15 protein-coding genes and 1 riboswitch are annotated in these 15,744 nt (G+C 72.0%); of the genes, 9 read left to right on the top strand and 6 right to left on the bottom strand.

The window, feature by feature from the left end:
* Positions 1–103 precede the first annotated feature (103 nt).
* Together RIC31_RS09765 and RIC31_RS09760 are read left to right on the top strand one after the other, a co-directional pair.
* Positions 104–2,593 (top strand): sensor domain-containing protein, encoded by a 2,490-nt coding sequence (locus RIC31_RS09765; protein WP_350105877.1) that lies wholly within the window; start codon positions 104–106, stop codon positions 2,591–2,593.
* A gap of 12 nt (positions 2,594–2,605) precedes the next feature.
* Positions 2,606–3,631: a hypothetical protein gene (locus RIC31_RS09760; protein WP_350105874.1), complete on the top strand. Its 1,026-nt coding sequence runs from the start codon at positions 2,606–2,608 to the stop codon at positions 3,629–3,631.
* Between the two features lie 80 nt (positions 3,632–3,711).
* Here the strand turns inward: RIC31_RS09760 and RIC31_RS09755 are convergent, their stop codons facing one another.
* The 3 genes from RIC31_RS09755 to RIC31_RS09745 form a co-directional block, all read right to left on the bottom strand.
* On the bottom strand, positions 3,712–4,764 hold the full coding sequence (locus tag RIC31_RS09755; RefSeq protein WP_350105871.1) for a ketopantoate reductase family protein: 1,053 nt from the start codon (positions 4,762–4,764) through the stop codon (positions 3,712–3,714).
* Between the two features lie 17 nt (positions 4,765–4,781).
* Positions 4,782–5,636 (bottom strand): TauD/TfdA dioxygenase family protein, encoded by an 855-nt coding sequence (locus tag RIC31_RS09750; RefSeq protein WP_350105868.1) that lies wholly within the window; start codon positions 5,634–5,636, stop codon positions 4,782–4,784.
* Positions 5,637–5,745: 109 nt separating this feature from the next.
* Complete coding sequence (locus tag RIC31_RS09745; protein ID WP_350105865.1) at positions 5,746–6,474, bottom strand: SOS response-associated peptidase; 729 nt, start codon at positions 6,472–6,474, stop codon at positions 5,746–5,748.
* Between the two features lie 107 nt (positions 6,475–6,581).
* Here RIC31_RS09745 and RIC31_RS09740 point away from each other — a divergent pair, with 107 nt between their 5' ends.
* From RIC31_RS09740 to RIC31_RS09725, 4 genes are all read left to right on the top strand, one after another.
* Positions 6,582–8,915: a xanthine dehydrogenase family protein molybdopterin-binding subunit gene (locus RIC31_RS09740; protein ID WP_350105862.1), complete on the top strand. Its 2,334-nt coding sequence runs from the start codon at positions 6,582–6,584 to the stop codon at positions 8,913–8,915.
* A gap of 16 nt (positions 8,916–8,931) precedes the next feature.
* Positions 8,932–9,702 (top strand): 3'(2'),5'-bisphosphate nucleotidase CysQ, encoded by a 771-nt coding sequence (gene cysQ, locus RIC31_RS09735; protein ID WP_350105859.1) that lies wholly within the window; start codon positions 8,932–8,934, stop codon positions 9,700–9,702.
* Between the two features lie 3 nt (positions 9,703–9,705).
* The gene (locus tag RIC31_RS09730) at positions 9,706–10,140 is read left to right on the top strand and encodes a hypothetical protein (RefSeq protein WP_350105856.1); all 435 of its coding nucleotides are present in this window, start codon (positions 9,706–9,708) and stop codon (positions 10,138–10,140) included.
* Positions 10,141–10,207: 67 nt separating this feature from the next.
* A complete protein-coding gene (locus tag RIC31_RS09725; protein WP_350105853.1) occupies positions 10,208–11,071 on the top strand; it encodes an NAD-dependent epimerase/dehydratase family protein in 864 nt (287 codons plus the stop codon).
* 8 nt (positions 11,072–11,079) lie between these two features.
* Here the strand turns inward: RIC31_RS09725 and RIC31_RS09720 are convergent, their stop codons facing one another.
* Positions 11,080–11,658 carry a thiamine pyrophosphate-dependent enzyme gene (locus tag RIC31_RS09720; RefSeq protein ID WP_350105850.1) on the bottom strand — a complete coding sequence of 193 codons (579 nt, stop codon included), beginning with the start codon at positions 11,656–11,658 and terminating at the stop codon, positions 11,080–11,082.
* 23 nt (positions 11,659–11,681) lie between these two features.
* Positions 11,682–12,206: a phosphonopyruvate decarboxylase gene (locus tag RIC31_RS09715; protein WP_350105847.1), complete on the bottom strand. Its 525-nt coding sequence runs from the start codon at positions 12,204–12,206 to the stop codon at positions 11,682–11,684.
* A 113-nt stretch (positions 12,207–12,319) separates the two neighbouring features.
* Positions 12,320–12,413: riboswitch (TPP riboswitch) on the top strand.
* 46 nt (positions 12,414–12,459) lie between these two features.
* Between RIC31_RS09715 and thiM the strand changes: the two genes are divergently transcribed.
* Together thiM and thiE are read left to right on the top strand one after the other, a co-directional pair.
* On the top strand, positions 12,460–13,311 hold the full coding sequence (gene thiM / locus RIC31_RS09710) for a hydroxyethylthiazole kinase (RefSeq protein ID WP_350105844.1): 852 nt from the start codon (positions 12,460–12,462) through the stop codon (positions 13,309–13,311).
* Positions 13,308–13,937 carry a thiamine phosphate synthase gene (gene thiE / locus RIC31_RS09705; protein WP_350105841.1) on the top strand — a complete coding sequence of 210 codons (630 nt, stop codon included), beginning with the start codon at positions 13,308–13,310 and terminating at the stop codon, positions 13,935–13,937. The genes thiM and thiE overlap by 4 nt, the downstream gene beginning before the upstream one ends.
* Here the strand turns inward: thiE and parA are convergent.
* A complete protein-coding gene (gene parA, locus RIC31_RS09700; RefSeq protein ID WP_350105838.1) occupies positions 13,934–14,590 on the bottom strand; it encodes a ParA family partition ATPase in 657 nt (218 codons plus the stop codon). The two genes, thiE and parA, sit on opposite strands and share 4 nt — an antisense overlap.
* 129 nt (positions 14,591–14,719) lie before the next feature.
* Between parA and RIC31_RS09695 the strand changes: the two genes are divergently transcribed.
* Positions 14,720–15,691 (top strand): L-threonylcarbamoyladenylate synthase, encoded by a 972-nt coding sequence (locus RIC31_RS09695; protein WP_350105835.1) that lies wholly within the window; start codon positions 14,720–14,722, stop codon positions 15,689–15,691.
* Positions 15,692–15,744 lie beyond the last annotated feature (53 nt).

Below are 15,744 nucleotides of genomic sequence, written 5' to 3'. Positions count from 1 at the left end.
ACAAACGACCGGTATACGGGGACGTGCTGAATTCGAGGTCCGATGGCATGCGGTACCGCCGTCCGTCGCGGGGCGGCGAGGACACCGCTATGCGGAGAGCCGGATGAGCACCGCGACGGCAATGCCCGGGCCGCCGACGGTCGACGTGGCGATGCAGTCGGCGATCGATGCGATCGACGACAGCTTCCTGGTACTGGACGCCGATGACCGGCTCGTTGCGTTCAACGCCGCGGCGCTGCGCGCCTTTCCGCATCTGGCCGACGATCTCGTGCCGGGTGTCGGATTCGAGGAGTTGATGCGCCGGGACGCGGCGGTGCTGCACGCCCTCGGGTTGCTCGACGATCCCGATGAGTCGGTCGCCGACCGGATGCAGCGCCACGCGCTGCCGAGCTGCCGATTCGAGTCGCGCCAGCCGGACGGACGGTGGTTCCGGTCCGAGGACCGTCTGATGCCGAACGGCGGCCGGGTGGTGATCACCCGGGACATCACCGACGAGAAGCGGCATGCCGAGGAGGCGGCCCGCTACACCAAGCTGCTGCGGGGCACGCTCGAGAACATCAGCCAGGGCCTGTGCGCGTTCGACGCCGACTACCGGCTGATGACCTGGAACGCCCGGTTCTTCGAGCTGCTCGACCTGCCGCACACCTTCGCGCAGGTCGGTACGCCGATGGTCGACATCATCCGCTTCCTGGCCAAGCGCGGCGACCTCGGTCCCGGCGACATCGGCGAACTGACCGCCGAGATGACCGCGATGGCGTCCGAGACCAAGGGCACCATCTACGAGCGCGAGGACAGCCGCGGCCGCACCCTGGAGGTCCGCCTGCGGCCGCTCAGCGGCGGCGGCATAGTCGCCACCTACAGCGACGTCACCGAGCGCCACAAAGCCGAGACCGCGCTGCGCGAGAGCGAGGAGCGCTATGCCCTGGCCGCCGCCGGCGCCAGCGACGGGTTGTGGGACTGGAACCTCGGCACCAACCGGATCTTCTTCTCGGACCGCTGGAAGGAGATGCTCGGCTACGCGACCGAGGAGATCGGTGACGGCGCCGAGGAATGGTTCAGCCGTATCCATCCCGAGGACGTTCAGCGCGTCACCGCCCAGATCGACGCGCATCTGAGCGGTGCCGCCACGAACTTCGAGAGCGAGCACAGGGTCCGGCACTTCGACGACAGCTATCGCTGGATGCTGGTGCGCGGCCTGGCGGTGCGCGACGGCGACGGCAACGCGTACCGGATCGCGGGGTCGATGACCGACATCACCGAGCGCAAGCGCTCGGAGGAACAGGCGATCCACGACGCCCTGCACGACAGCCTGACCAGCCTCGCCAACCGCACCCTGTTCCTGGAGCGCGTGCGCCAGGCCCTGGCGCGCCAGCGCCGGACCCCGTCGGCGCAGTTCGCGGTGATCTATCTCGACCTCGACCGCTTCAAGGTGGTCAATGAAAGCCTCGGCCACGTCCACGGCGACGACCTGATCATCGCCGCCGCCCGCCGCCTGGAACAGAACCTGAAATTCGGCGACACCGTCGCCCGCCTCGGCGGCGACGAGTTCGCGGTGATGCTCGAAGACGTCCGCGACAAGGAAGAGGCGACCGGCCTCTCGGACATGCTGCAGAAGGCGCTGTCGACGCCGTTCATGCTCGGCGGCAAGGAGGTGTTCACCACCGCCTCCATGGGCATCGCCCACTCCGCCGAGAACTACGTGCGGCCGGAGGACATCCTGCGCGACGCCGAGCTGGCGATGTACCGCGCCAAGGAACTCGGCAAGGCCTGCTCGGTCGCCTTCGACCCGGCCATGCGCGGCACCACGGTGACCCCGCTCGATGTGGAGACCGACCTGCGGCGGGCCCTCGAGCGCCACGAGATGGTCCTGAACTTCCAGCCGATCGTGTCGCTGTCGGACGGCAAGATCCGTGGCTTCGAGGCGCTGGCGCGCTGGCGCCACGCCGAGCGCGGCGACATCCCGCCGTCGGAGTTCATCCCGCTCGCCGAGGAGACCGGCATGATCGTCGAGCTCGGCCAGTGGGTGCTGCGCAACGCCTGCGCCCAGATGGTCGAGTGGAACCAGGCGTTCCCGGAGATCGGCCCGTTCGAGATCAGCGTCAACCTGTCGGGACGCCAGTTCACCCAGCTCGACCTGGTGCGGATGGTGACCGACAGCCTGGAGGGCACCGGCCTGCAGGCCAACTGCCTGAAGCTGGAGATCACCGAGAGCGCCCTGATGGAGAACGCCCAGCGCTCCGCCCAGATGCTGCGGCATCTCAAGGAACTCGACATCAAGGTCTGCGTCGACGACTTCGGCACCGGCTACAGCTCGCTCAGCTACCTCCATACCTTCCCGATCGACACCCTGAAGATCGACAAGTCGTTCGTGCAGGACATGGGCCGCAACCGACACAATCTGGAGATCGTCCGGACCATCGCCCTGCTGGCGCAGAACCTGCGACTCGACGTAATCGCCGAGGGCGTGGAGACACCGGAACAGCTCGCGCAGCTCCGTGCGATAGGCTGTGGCTACGCTCAGGGCTTCCTGTTCTCGCGCCCCTTGACGGCGGACAACGTCCGGCGCCTTCTGGCTGAGAACCGGGTCTGGTAGGAGCCCCGCGGCATGAGGCGATTCGAAGTCTACTTCCTTCAGAAGAAGGTCGATGGAGCATGGGATACCCTGGAACGGGCACAGTCGGTGTCGGTCCTGGTGGCGTCCCTGGTGCGCGAGTTCGACAGCCGCGAGGACGCCGAAGTGCGTATCCTGGCCGGCTCCTTCGACGAGAGCGCACAGGACTGGGAATTCACGCAGATCTTCTTCGTCGACCGTAGCGCCGTCGAACTCGCGCTGACCGAGCGTGACGGTGACGAGACCGACGGTGACGAGCCCGAGGGGTTCGCCGGGCATGAGAGCGACGACGAGCCGGCATACGTCGGCGACGGGCCCGACGACCCCGAAGCGGTGCCGGGCGGCCGGGAGTTCGCGGACGCCATCCGGCGCGCCAGCGACGATGGCGAGGATGTCGACACCGACGGCTGGAAGCCGGGCCGTCGGGCCGCCTACGACGACCTGCCGGACGGCGAGCCGCCGATCGGTCCGCCGCCGCGCTTCGACGTGCCCCGGCGCCGCAGCGGCCAGGCGTTCTTCGTCATCGGGACCATCGTCATCGCGCTGATCCTCACCGGGGCGGCGGTGCTGGCGCTTGGCATCGCGCTCGACGCGCCGCAGGTGAAGCCGGTGCTGTCGATGTTCCGCAACCTGACCGCCGGCGTCGGTGTCGGCGGCGACGAGATGGTGGTCGCCAAGGGCCGCGGCAACGCGGTGATGCCGGAGACCACCGGCCAGGTCATCACCTTCCAGGGCGTCGCGGCGGCCCTGCGCGGCCGCTGGTCGCCGGGGCACTGCGACGAGACCTACATCGAGTTCGACGAGGAAGGCCTGGTGGTCGGCGCCCGCGGGCGGCCGGAATCCCTCAAGGTACCGGTCGTCGAGACCCTGGAGGACGACTACACGTGGTACGTCCGGCGCTCGCCGGACCTGGTGGAGCACTTCCAGAAGCTCGGCAAGAACGATATCCAGCTGGTCGGTGACACCACCCGGGCCGGATTCTCGGCGCGCACCTCCGACATCCTGACACGCTGCCCATGATCCTCACCTGCCGGTGAGGCGCTCCGGCCGGGTGGCCAGGGCGATCGCCAGCAGGGTGAGCGCGGCCGGCGGCGTCGCCGTCAGATCCCGGCCACCCGCTCCAGGCCCGGCGGAACCTCGCCACGCTCGACCGCCTGGACCGCTGCGGTCAGCCCGGCATTGGCCGGTGCGGCGATGCCGATCTCGGCACCCCGGGCGGCGATGTAGCCGTTGATGAACTCGATCTCGGTGCGCCGTCCCTTGGCGATGTCCTGGCCCATCGACGGCCGCCCGGTCTCGCTGCGGCCCTCGCAGGCGGCGACCATCTCGGCCTCGATCCGCTCGCGCACCGCGGTGTCGCCGTCGGTGGCGGCGATCCAGTCGTCGGCACTGAATTTGTTGATGGTCTCCAACTCGTAGCCGAGCGCCCGGCCGATCCGCGCCGCCTCGCCGGCCAGCCGGATCGACAGCCAGCGGGTCACCGGCTCGCGGGCCATGCCGTTGTTGCCGAGCCCGGTAGCCGCCGACACCCCGTTGGCCTGGGCGTTGGCGCACAGTTTCGACCAGCGCTCGCCCCACAGGTTCGACGTGGTCTTGGCACTGTCGATGTCGGCCAGCATGGCCGCGATCAGCTCGATCCGCGGCGTGATCCGGCCGTGCACCTCGCCGACCCGGAACACGGTGTGCCGGTTGCCGCCGAGCGGAACGCTGCGCCGGACCTGCGCCGGCCCGGTCAACTCCACGGCGATCTTTGCGGCGATGCAGCCGACCACCCGGCCCCAGCCGACGACCCGGGCGATGGTCTCCTCGTTGATGCAGTTCTGCAGCGAGACCACGGTGGCGTCCGGCGCCAGGTAGCCGCGGATCATCGCGGTCGCCCAGTCGGTGTCGTAGGACTTGGTGCACACGAACGCGATGTCGACCGGTCCGGTCTTGGCCAGGCTCTGCACGTCGGTGAGGTGCATCGCCTTCACGCGCGTGGTGAAGCACTCGCCCTCGGTCATCCCCGACAGGCTGAGGCCGTCGCGGTTCATCGCCTCGACATGCTCCGGCCAGGGGTCGATCAGGGTCACGTCCTCGCCGGCCCGAGCGAAGTAGCCGCCGACATAGGCGCCGACGGCGCCGGCCCCGACGATTGCGATGCGTCTCGACATACTCTTTGCTCTCCGTGTCAGTGCGGCCGGTCGCCGCCGCCGATGGTCAGGCGGTGCATCACCCGGCGCTCGCCGGGGTAGTCGTTGAGCGCCCGGTGCTGGGTGCAGCGGTTGTCCCAGACCACCAGGGTGCCGGGCCGGTAGCCGACCCGGCAGGTGAAGTCGGGCGTTTCGGCGTGGCTCTTCAGGAAGCCGACCAGCGCCGCGCTCTCGGCGTCGGTCATGCCGGCGATCCGGTACAGGTGGCTGCCGCTGACGTAGAGCGCCTTGCGACCGGTCTCCGGATGGGTGCGCACCAGCGGGTGCTCGGCCTCCATCTCGCCGGCCCGCTCGACGTTGGCGGCCTGGAACCGGGTCGAGTCCATCAGCGCCTTGCGGCCGCCGCGCCGGCCCTTGAGGTCGCCGCTGTACACGCCCCTCAGCCCGCCGACCACGCCCTTCATGGTCTCGCTGAGCGTCTCGTAGGCCCGGTACAGGTCGGCCAGCAGGGTGTCGCCGCCGCGCGACGGGGTCTCGTGCGCATACAGCATCGTGGCGACCGGCGGCCGCTCCTCGAACGACATGTCGGTGTGCCAGGCACCGCCGAAGTTCTTCTCCTCGTCCGGCTCCTTGCGGATCTCGAACACCTCCGGATGGTCGTCCAGGCCCTTGACGAAGGGATAGGGGACCAGCGGCCCGAAGCGCCGGGCGAAGGCCTTGTTCTGCTCGATGGACAGGTCCTGGTCATGGAACACCAGCACCTGGTTCTCCAGGAACGCCTGGTGGATCTCGGCGAGCTGCTCGTTGCCGAGCGGCCGGGCGAGGTCGATCCCGGCGACTTCGGCGCCCATGGTGCCGCCGATCGGCGTGACCTCGATGGTCCGGTAGGCCATGGCGGGAACCTCCGCAGTTGTCGTCGGGCCGCTTCGTCCCGCGCCGCCATGTCAGCATGGCCGGGCGGCCCGATCCACCTCGACCGTCAGCCGATCGACGAACCCCCGGTCACAGCAGCGAGCCCTGGGCCGGGGCGGCCGGCCGCGGCGGCGGCGGCGCTGCTAGCGGCTCGGCCAGCGACGGGTCGTCGTTGCGCACGTTGCCGACCTTCGGGTCGACCCGGTAGGCCTCGATCGCCGCCGGGTCGCAGGGCCGCATCAGCGGGGCCGCCTGCTTCGGTTCGGCCGACAGCCAGGCCTCGAACTGGGAATCCTCGAAAAGCATCACCGGCATGCGGTGGTGGATGTCGCGGATCGCCTCATTGGCCTCGGTGGTGACGATCGAGAAGGTCTCGAGCGCGCTGCCCTCGCCGGTGCCCTCCCACAGCTCCCAAAGCCCGGCGAAGGCGAAGGGCGCCCGGTCGCGCCGCACGATCCGCCAGGGCTGCTTGCGCCCGGCCTCGGTGGTCCACTCGTAGAAGCCGTCGGCCGGCACCAGGCAGCGGCGGTACCGGAAGGCGCCGCGGAACGCCGGCTTCTCGTTCACGGTCTCGGCCCGGGCGTTGATCATCCGGGCGCCGATGCCGATGTCCTTGGCCCAGGACGGCACCAGTCCCCAGCGCATGATGTGCAGCTCGCGCGCGGCGGCCCGGCCGGCGTCGCGGTCGCCCCTGCGAATCACCGGAACCTCCTGGGTCGGCGCGACGTTCCACCGGGGCATGAGGTTCAACAGCGTATCGACGCCGAACAGTCTCCTGATCGCTTCCGGATCGGTGGTGATGCTGTACCGGCCGCACATGCAAGGCTCCCGCAACTCGAACGCGCCACTCGCCGGTTCGCAGCTTGGCGCTACCATCACCCACCGCTACCATCGCGCAAATTCCCACGCTAGCAGGTGAGGCTGACATGGCGAAATTCGGCATCGGTCAGGGCATGAAGCGCAAGGAGGACCAGCGCTTCCTCACCGGCCAGGGCCAGTACACCGACGATCTCGCCGTCCCCGGCATGGCCCGCGCCGTGCTGGTCCGGGCACCGATCGCGCATGCCCGGATCACCGGGGTCGGAACCGCCGACGCCAAGGCGGCGCCGGGCGTCCTGGCGGTGCTGACCGGCGAGGACGTCGCCGCCGACGGGCTGGGCGACCTGCCCTGTGCCGCCCTGGTCCCGGGACGTGACGGCAAGCCGGCGATTGGCCCGGCCTACCCGCTGCTGGTGCGCGACCGGGTGCGCCATGTCGGCGACGCGGTCGCCCTGGTGGTGGCCGAGACCCTCGAGCAGGCGCGCGACGCCGCCGAGCTGGTGGAGGTCGACTACGACGCGCTGCCGGCGGTCAACGGCATCGACGCGGCCTCGGCGCCCGGTGCGCCGCTGGTCTGGGACGCCGCGCCGGGCAACCTGTGCGTGGACTGGGAGACCGGCGACGCGGCCGCCGTCGAGGCGGCCTTCGAGGCCGCCGCCAGGGTCGCCGAGCTGACCCTGGTCAACAACCGGATCGTGGTGAACTCGATCGAGCCGCGCGGCGTGCTCGCCGAATTCGACGCCGGCACCGGCGGCTACACCCTGCACGTCTCGACCCAGGGCCCGCACGGGGTGCGCGACGTGCTGTGCGGGATCCTGAAGGTCGAGCCCTCGAGCATGCGGGTGGTGTCGCCGGACGTCGGCGGCGGCTTCGGCATGAAGATCTTCCCGTACCGCGAGCACGCGCTGGCGGCCTGGGCGGCCCGCAGGGTCGGCCGGCCGGTCAAGTGGATCGGCGAGCGCACCGAGTCCTTCGTGTCCGACACCCAGGGCCGCGACCACCGCTCGACCGCGCGGATGGCACTAGACGCCGACGGCCGGTTCCTGGCGCTGTCGGTCGACACCAGGGCCGATCTCGGCGCCTATCTCTCGCTGTACGGCCCGGCGATCCCGACGGTGGCGGGCTCGGGCATGCTGGCCGGGCTGTATACCACCCCGGCGATCCACGTCCGGGTGCGCGGCTACTTCACCAACACCCTGCCGGTCGACGCCTACCGCGGCGCCGGCCGGCCCGAGGCCGCCTATCTGGTGGAGCGGCTGGTCGACGAATGCGCCAGGGTGACCGGCCTCGACCGCGCCGAGATCCGGCGCCGCAACTTCGCGCCGCCCAGCGCCATGCCGTTCACGACGGCACTCGGCGAGACCTACGATTCCGGCGACTTCGCCGCGCATCTCGACAAGGCGCTGGCCGAGGCCGGCTGGTCCACCGTCGAGGCCCGCAAGGCCGGCAGCCGAAAGGCGGGCCTGCTGCGCGGCATCGGCATCTCAACCTATGTCGAGGCCTGCGGCGGCGGCGGGCCGGAATGGGCCGACATGCGGGTCAACCCGGACGGCACCGTGACCGTGCCGATCGGCACCCGCTCGACCGGCCAGGGCCACGAGACCGCCTACTCGCAGCTGGTGACCCAGGCCCTCGGCATCGACAACGAGCTGGTCACGGTGATCCAGGGCGACACCGCGGCGATCGAGAACGGTGCCGGCACCGACGGTTCGCGCTCGCTGCCGGCCGGCGGCTCGGCGCTGCAGGCCGCCATCGACGTGGTGATCGAGAAGGGCAGGCGGATCGCCGCCCACGCCCTGGAAGCGGCCGAGGCCGACATCGAGCTGGCCGACGGCCGGTTCACCGTCGCCGGCACCGACCGCGCAATCTCGCTGGCCGACGTCGCCCGGCGCGCCGACGACCCGTCGCAGCTGCCCGAGGGCATGGAACCGGGCCTGTCGGCGAGCGAATCCTACAGTCCGAGGGCTTCCACCTACCCGAACGGCACCCATGTCTGCGAGGTGGAGATCGACCCGGACACCGGGATCGTGCGGGTCGACCGCTACACCGTGGTGGACGATTTCGGCGAGGTGGTGAACCCGATGTTGCTGCAGGGCCAGGTCCACGGCGGGGTCGCCCAGGGCATCGGCCAGGCGCTGTACGAGCGCGTGGTCTACGACGACGATGCCCAGCTGGTCAGCGGCTCGCTGATGGACTACTGCCTGCCGCGGGCCGACGACCTGCCGATGGTCGGCTTCGCCATGAGCCCGACGCGCTGCACCACCAACCCGCTCGGGGTAAAGGGCTGCGGCGAAGCCGGCGCGATCGGCGCGCCACCGGCGGTGATCAACGCGGTGCTCGACGCGCTGGCGCCGGTCGGCGTCACCGGCATCGACATGCCCGCGACCCCGGAACGGGTCTGGGCGGCCATCCGGGCGGCCAATCCGGCCGCCGCGGCCTGACGACTGGGAGAACAGGGTGACCGAACTCGACAAGCCGGCGGTCCTGGACCGCATCGCCGTCCTCGCCCGCGACGCCGGCCGGATCATCCTGCCCTACTACGACGGCGACCCGGTGGTCGGCAGCAAGTACGACGGCAGCCCGGTCACCGCCGCCGACCAGGCCGCCGAGGCGCTGATCGTCCCGGTCCTGCGCGCCCTCACCCCGGACATCCCGGTGGTCGCCGAGGAAGCCGTGGCCGCCGGCCAGATCCCGGACGTCTCGGGCGGCCGGTTCTGGCTGGTCGACCCGCTGGACGGCACCAAGGAGTTCATCCAGAAGCGCGGCGACTTCACGGTCAACATCGGCCTGGTAGAGAACGGCGCGCCGGTGCTTGGGGTCGTGCACACCCCGGTCGACGGCATGCTGTGGGCCGGATCGGTGGGCGACGGCGCCTGGGAGGAGGATGCCGACGGCAACCGGCGCGCGATCAGCGTTCGCAAGGCCGACCCGGCGGCGCTGACCGTGGTCGCCAGCAAGAGCCACCGCAACCCGGAGCTGGAGGCCTACATCGCGACCCTGCCGGTCAGGGAGTCGGTGTCGCGCGGCTCGGCCCTGAAGTTCTGCCTGGTGGCGCGCGGCGAGGCCGACGTCTACCCACGCACCGGGCCGACCATGGAATGGGACACCGCGGCCGGCCACGCCCTGCTGCTGGCCGCCGGCGGGACCCTGACCGCCTTCGACGGCACGCCGTTCCTTTACAGCAAGCCGGATTTCCGCAACGGCTTCTTCATCGCCCGCGGCGGCTGAGCGATGGCTGCGCCGCCCCGACACGCCGCCTGCCGGGTGTCCCGGGCCCTGGCGGCGCTGTGCCTGATGGCGGTGGCGGCGGCCTGCCAGTCGGTTCCGGAGACCGTCCGGGAAATGCCGGTACGGGCTGCGCCCCGGCACCCGATCCAGACGTCGGAACCCTGGGTCGCCACGCCGGTGGCGCGTTCCGAGAGCGGCGATGCCAGCCCGGTCACGCCGGGGCCGAATTCCCGGACCAGCCGGACCCCCGACATGGCGCCGCGGCGCGAGCCGGCCGACCGCGTCGAAACGCCCTCCCCGATGGACCAGCTCGACGACATCCGTCGGGATCTGCAGCAGCAACGCGAGCGCGACCGCCAGAAGACCGACCCGCCGAAAGGCACCATCAAGCGTCCCGGAACGATCAAGCCGCCGGGCACCATCGACGTTCCGCGCTGACAGCCCCTTCACAAGGATCCATCTCTCTATTATAACAAGATACTTCTTGCTATAAATGGAGGCCGGGATGCGCACGCTCGTCCTAGGAGGAACCGGTTCGATCGGCAGCGCGGTGGTGCGTGGTCTGGTGGCTGCAGGCCACGAGGTCTGCGCCCTCGCCCGCAGTCCTGACTCCGCCGAGCAGGTGCTGGACATCGGCGCCGAGCCGGTCGCGGGCGATCTCGCCTCGCCCGCGCTGTGGGTCGGCGCGCTGGCGCCCGAGCTGGACGCGGTGGTGCACGCCGCCTGCTCGTTCGACGCCGACATGGACGCCCTGGACACCGGCCTGCTCGACGCCCTGCTGCCTGCCCTCGCCGCCACCGGCCGCCGGCCGGCCCTGCTGTACACCGGTGGCTGCTGGCTGTGGGGCCCGTCACCGGACCGGGCGATCGACGAGGCGACCCCCTTCGACCCGCTGCCGGCCTTCGCCTGGATGGTGCCGAACCTGCAACGCGTGCTGGCGGCGCCCGGCATCCGCGGCGCCGTCGTGCACCCGGCGATGGTCCATGCCGAGAGCTCCGGGCCGCTGGCCGCCATGGCCGGGCAGGCGCGCGCCGGCCGGCCGGTTTCGGTCGTGGGCTCGGAGACCGTGCTGTGGCCGCTGGTCCACGCCGACGACCTGGCCGACCTGTATCTGCGGGTGCTGGCGGACGACGGCTTCACCGGCCAGGTGATCGGCGTCGCCGACGAAGGCGTCCCGGTCGGCGACCTGGCGCGCCGGGCCGGCGGCGGCGAGGCGCCGGAGGTGGTAACGGAGGACCGGATCGCGGCCGAGCGCGGCGACTGGGCCCGCGGCTACGCCCGCAGCCAGCGCATGAGCGGCCGTTTCGCCCGCGAACGGCTGGGCTGGCGGCCGCACCGATCGCTCGCGGTGGCGGCGCCGGCCGCCTGACACCCCCGTCAGGCCAGCGACGCCTTCATCCGCAGGCGGGTGGCGGCGGCGTCCATGTCGCGTCTGAAGGCCGGCGGCTCGGTCGGCGCGACCCGCAGCAGCACGAAGCTGCAATGCGCCGGCTCGCGCAGCACCGCCCGGCCGTGGTCGATCTGCGCCTCGCCGTCGACCGTGGCGGTCGCCTTGAACCCGGCGCCGCGCGCCATCGCCTCCAGGTCGGTGCCGCGGGCGGTGTGGGTGAGCTGGCCGCCGGTCTCCAGATAGTGGCCGTTGTCGACGCACAGCACCGAGAGATTGGGCGGATCCATGACCGCGATGGTGGCCAAGGTGCCGACCCCCATCAGCAGTTCGCCGTCGCCGGTGACGACCATCACCCGGCGGTCCGGGCGGGCCAGCGCCAGGCCCAGCCCGACCGACAGCGCCGCACCCATGGCGCCGCCGAGGGCGTACAGGCTGGCGCCGTCGCCGGTCAGGTGGCTGATGTCGCGGGAGGTCCCGCCCAGCCCGGTGACGAACAGGAAGTCCCGGTGGTCGCCGACGATCTGCGGAACGGCGGTGCGGCGGTCGAGAAGGTATCCGGTGTCCATGGCGGGTGCTCCGGGCACGGGGTTCAGAACGCCTTGGCGCCGAGCAGGCGCTGGGTCAGCAGGACCGCGGTCGGGCGATTGCCCTGGAAGGCCTGGGTGATCGCCGCGGCCACGACGCCGGCGACATCCTCGGCACGGTCGACGCGGACGGTATCCACGCCCATCGCCTGCAGGACCGGCTCGACCGCGCGGCCGGCCGGGTACTGCCACGGATTGCCCTCGCCGAAGTCGCCGCGCATGCTGACCAGGGCCAGGAACGGGAACCGCCCGAGGGCGATCAGCGACAGCAGGTTCGCGCAGTTGCCGACCCCGCTGCTCTGGATCAGCAGCACGCCGCGCCGGCCGCCCAGGTCGGCCCCGGCCAGCAGGCCGACCCCCTCCTCCTCGGTGGTCAGCGAGACGGCGTGGACCTCGTTGTCGGCGATCGCCCGCTCGATCAGGCGCTTGTGCCCGGCGTCCGGGACATAGGCGAACTGGGTGATGCCGCCGGCCTTGAGAAGCTCATACACCTGATCCTGCCAGGGGGACGGCGGGTGGCCTGCTGTCATCGGGCGGCGCTCCAGCGTGGAAGGCGGAAGTCCCGCCGATCCTAGCACCGGCCGCCGCCGGCCGTCCGCGCCCCGTCGAGCCTGGACATCGCCGCGACGCCTCCCCATCTGCGAGGAACGACACGGGGTGCCCGTCGTTCGGGCTGAGATCACACCCGCAACACCTGATCCGGGTCATGCCGGCGGAGGGAGTCGTGGCCGCGCCCCGCGATGCGCCGCCGTCGGCTTGCTTCCGGACAACGAGGAGAGACCGATGGCCGATGCGCCGACGACATGCCAGGGCGAGGCCGCCACGCCGCGCGATCACCCGCGCGGGGCCTGGGCGACCCTGAGCGCCGTGCGCGCCCGGGGATCTCTGGTGCACAGCGTCACCAACCTGGTCGTGACCAACCTGACCGCCAACATGCTGCTGGCGCTCGGTGCCTCGCCGGCCATGGTCGAGAACGTCGAGGAGGCCGGCGAACTGGCGGCCGTGGCGGACGCCCTGGTCGTCAACCTCGGCTCGATGTCGGCGGCCCGGACCGAGGCCATGCGGGCCGCCGTCCAAGCGGCCGACCGCAACCGCACCCCGTGGGTGATGGACCCGGTGGCGGTCGGTGCGCTCTCCTATCGCACGGCGGTCGCCCGCGAGTTGCTGGCACACCGGCCGGCAGCGATCCGCGGCAACGCCTCGGAGATCGCCAGCCTCGCCGGCGGCGACGGTGGCGGCAAGGGGGTGGACAGCACGCTGGGCAGCGACGAGGTCCTGGGCCTGGCCCGCCGGCTGGCGCTCGACACCGGGGCGGTGGTGGCGGTGACCGGTGCGGTCGACCACGTGACCGACGGCGACCGCGAACTGGCGGTCGAGAACGGCCACCCGCTGCTGACCCGGGTGACCGGCATGGGATGCTCGGCGACCGCCGTGATCGCCGCCTGCCTGGCGGTCGGCGAGACCACCGGCGCGGACCGGCTGACCGCGACCGCCCACGGCCTCGCACTGTTCGGCTTCGCGGCCGAGCGCGCGGCCCGTGGAGCCGCCGGCCCGGCCTCGTTCCAGGTCGCCCTGATCGACGCCCTGTACGGCCTGACCGAGGCCCAGGTGCTCGCCGGGGTGCGCATCCGATGAGCCACCCGCCCTACGACCTGACGCTCTACCTGGTCACCGACCCGGTGCTGATCGGCGACCGGCCGCTCGAGGCGGTCGTCGCGGCGGCGGTCGAGGGCGGCGTCACCATGGTCCAGCTGCGCGACAAGACGGCGGAGTCCCGGGCCTTGATCGAGACCGCCGAACGGCTGATCGAGATACTGCGGCCGCAGGGTGTGCCGCTGCTGGTCAACGACCGGGTCGACGTGGCGCTGGCGGCCGGCGCCGACGGGGTGCACGTCGGACAGTCCGACATGCCGGCGGCGACCGTCCGCCGGCTGCTCGGCGACGACGCGATAATCGGGGTCTCGGTCACGAGAGAGTCCCAGATGGCCGGCATCGACCCGGGGATCGTGAACTATCTCGGCGTGGGACCGCTGTTCGCGACCTCGACCAAGGGCGACGCCGCCGCCCCGCTGTCCGACGACGCGATCCGGCGCATCCTCGCGCGGACCCGGCTGCGGACGGTCGGGATCGGCGGCATCGACGCCGCCAACGCGCATCGCCCGAAGGCGCTCGGACTGGGCGGCATCGCGGTGGTGTCGGCGATCTGCGCGGCCGCCGATCCGGAAGCCGCGGCCCGCGCCCTGCGCGAGGCCTTCGGCTAACCGGCGGCCTTCAGCACCTCGGCCGCCAGCGCCTTGACCTCGGCGGCGGCCGACCCGCTGCGCTGGTACTCGGTCACCCCGAGGCCCTCCAGCAAGGCGGCGGCCAGCGCCACCCGATTGCCGATCCGGGCCTTCGCGACCTTGGCCCCGAGTTCATTCAGCTTGCCGGTCATCGCGTCGGTCAGCCGGGCGCGCGGCGGCACCCGGTTCAGCACCAGCAGCGCCGCGGTGTTTTCCGCCGCCGCCAGGTCGAGGGTCGCCTTGGTCGCCCAGAAGTCCATCGGACTCGGCTGCAGCGGCACCACCACCACGTCGGCCGAGCGCACCGCGATCTTCGCCTCGGTCTCGGCGTGCGGCGGCGAGTCGATGATCACCACGTCGTGGGTCTTCGCCAGCTTCTCGACCTCGTTGGCGGTCCGCCAGCCGGTGATCCGGTGCACCGACAGCCCGCCCCTGCCCTTGCCGGCGCCGGGCGCCGGCACCCCCATCTCCTCGCGCATCTCCCACCAGGAGCTGAGCGAGGCCTGCGGGTCGATGTCGACCACCGCCACCGACTTGCCGGCCTCGGCCCAGGCGACGGCGAGATGCGCTGCGATCGTGGTCTTGCCGGCGCCGCCCTTCTGCTGTGCGACGGTGACGATACGGGCGGTCATGGAGCCCCTCCTGCGGACTGCGGGCGATTCCGCAGTGTAGCGGTTTCCCCTCCATGCTGCACCTGCGAAGAAACCGGGCGGCATGCCGGGACTTGACGGGCCGCCGGGATTGCGCGACCCAGCGCGGCCATGCCCGTCCCGAGCACGCCCGAGACCGCCCCGATCCGCCCAGTCGACGACCCGCAGGCCCGGGCCGAGGCGGCCCGCCTGCTGCGCGCCGGCCGTCTGGTGGCGTTCCCGACCGAGACGGTCTACGGGCTCGGCGCCGACGCCACCGACGAGAACGCGGTCGCCCGGATCTTCGCCGCCAAGGACCGGCCGCGCTTCAACCCGCTGATCAGTCATGTTCCCGACGCCATGTCGGCCTTCGCGCTGGGCGAGGCGACGCCGGCCGCCGAGCGGCTTGCCGCCGCGCACTGGCCGGGGCCGCTGACCATGGTGCTGCGGCGCCGGCCGGGCTGCCCGATCGCCTGGCTGACCAGCGCCGGGCTGGAGACCGTGGCCCTGCGGGTGCCGGGCAGTGCGGCGGCCCGCGCCCTGCTGGCCGAGGCCGGCCGGCCGATCGCCGCCCCCAGCGCCAACCGCTCCGGCCGGGTCAGCCCGACCACGGCGGCCCATGTCGCCGAGGAACTCGGCGACCGGGTGGCGCTGATCCTGGACGGCGGCCCCTGCCCGGTCGGGCTGGAAAGCACGGTGGTCGATCTCTCGGGCGCTCGGCCACGGCTACTGCGCCCCGGCGCCGTCACCCGCGAGCAGCTCGAGGCGGTCCTCGGCCCGGTCGAGCTGGCGGTGGCGGGGGACGCGATCGCCGCCCCCGGCATGCTGGCCAGCCACTACGCGCCGCAGGCCGCGGTCCGCCTGAACGCGACCGACAGGCGGCCCGGCGAGGCGTTCCTGGACTTCGGCGCGACACGCGGCGACGCCGACCTCGACCTCAGCCGGTCCGGCGACCCGGTCGAGGCCGCCGCCCGCCTGTTCGCGAGCCTGCGGGACCTCGACCGGCCCCGCATCGCCGCCATCGCCGTGGCCCCGGTCCCGGAGGCCGGCCTCGGTGCCGCGATCAACGACCGCCTGCGCCGGGCGGCGGCGCCACGCGGGTGAGCCGCCATAAGGCCAAGCGCCGCGCCCCGGATCGCGCATGCGGCGGTGCTGCT

Source organism: Thalassobaculum sp. (assembly GCF_040219615.1).
Classification (GTDB): Bacteria; Pseudomonadota; Alphaproteobacteria; order Thalassobaculales; family Thalassobaculaceae; genus Thalassobaculum_A.
The sequence above is the reverse complement of the archived record's forward strand: the minus strand, read 5'-3'. Positions and strand labels throughout refer to the sequence as shown.

Bases quoted from the DNA above. Each gene is read 5' to 3' on its own strand.
- RIC31_RS09765 (WP_350105877.1), top strand. From the start codon at position 104: ATGAGCACCGCGACGGCAATGCCCGGGCCGCCGACGGTCGACGTGGCG.
- RIC31_RS09760 (WP_350105874.1), top strand. From the start codon at position 2,606: ATGAGGCGATTCGAAGTCTACTTCCTTCAGAAGAAGGTCGATGGAGCA.
- RIC31_RS09755 (WP_350105871.1), bottom strand. From the start codon at position 4,764: ATGTCGAGACGCATCGCAATCGTCGGGGCCGGCGCCGTCGGCGCCTAT.
- RIC31_RS09750 (WP_350105868.1), bottom strand. From the start codon at position 5,636: ATGGCCTACCGGACCATCGAGGTCACGCCGATCGGCGGCACCATGGGC.
- RIC31_RS09745 (WP_350105865.1), bottom strand. From the start codon at position 6,474: ATGTGCGGCCGGTACAGCATCACCACCGATCCGGAAGCGATCAGGAGA.
- RIC31_RS09740 (WP_350105862.1), top strand. From the start codon at position 6,582: ATGGCGAAATTCGGCATCGGTCAGGGCATGAAGCGCAAGGAGGACCAG.
- RIC31_RS09730 (WP_350105856.1), top strand. From the start codon at position 9,706: ATGGCTGCGCCGCCCCGACACGCCGCCTGCCGGGTGTCCCGGGCCCTG.
- RIC31_RS09725 (WP_350105853.1), top strand. From the start codon at position 10,208: ATGCGCACGCTCGTCCTAGGAGGAACCGGTTCGATCGGCAGCGCGGTG.
- RIC31_RS09720 (WP_350105850.1), bottom strand. From the start codon at position 11,658: ATGGACACCGGATACCTTCTCGACCGCCGCACCGCCGTTCCGCAGATC.
- RIC31_RS09715 (WP_350105847.1), bottom strand. From the start codon at position 12,206: ATGACAGCAGGCCACCCGCCGTCCCCCTGGCAGGATCAGGTGTATGAG.
- thiM (WP_350105844.1), top strand. From the start codon at position 12,460: ATGGCCGATGCGCCGACGACATGCCAGGGCGAGGCCGCCACGCCGCGC.
- thiE (WP_350105841.1), top strand. From the start codon at position 13,308: ATGAGCCACCCGCCCTACGACCTGACGCTCTACCTGGTCACCGACCCG.
- parA (WP_350105838.1), bottom strand. From the start codon at position 14,590: ATGACCGCCCGTATCGTCACCGTCGCACAGCAGAAGGGCGGCGCCGGC.
- RIC31_RS09695 (WP_350105835.1), top strand. From the start codon at position 14,720: ATGCCCGTCCCGAGCACGCCCGAGACCGCCCCGATCCGCCCAGTCGAC.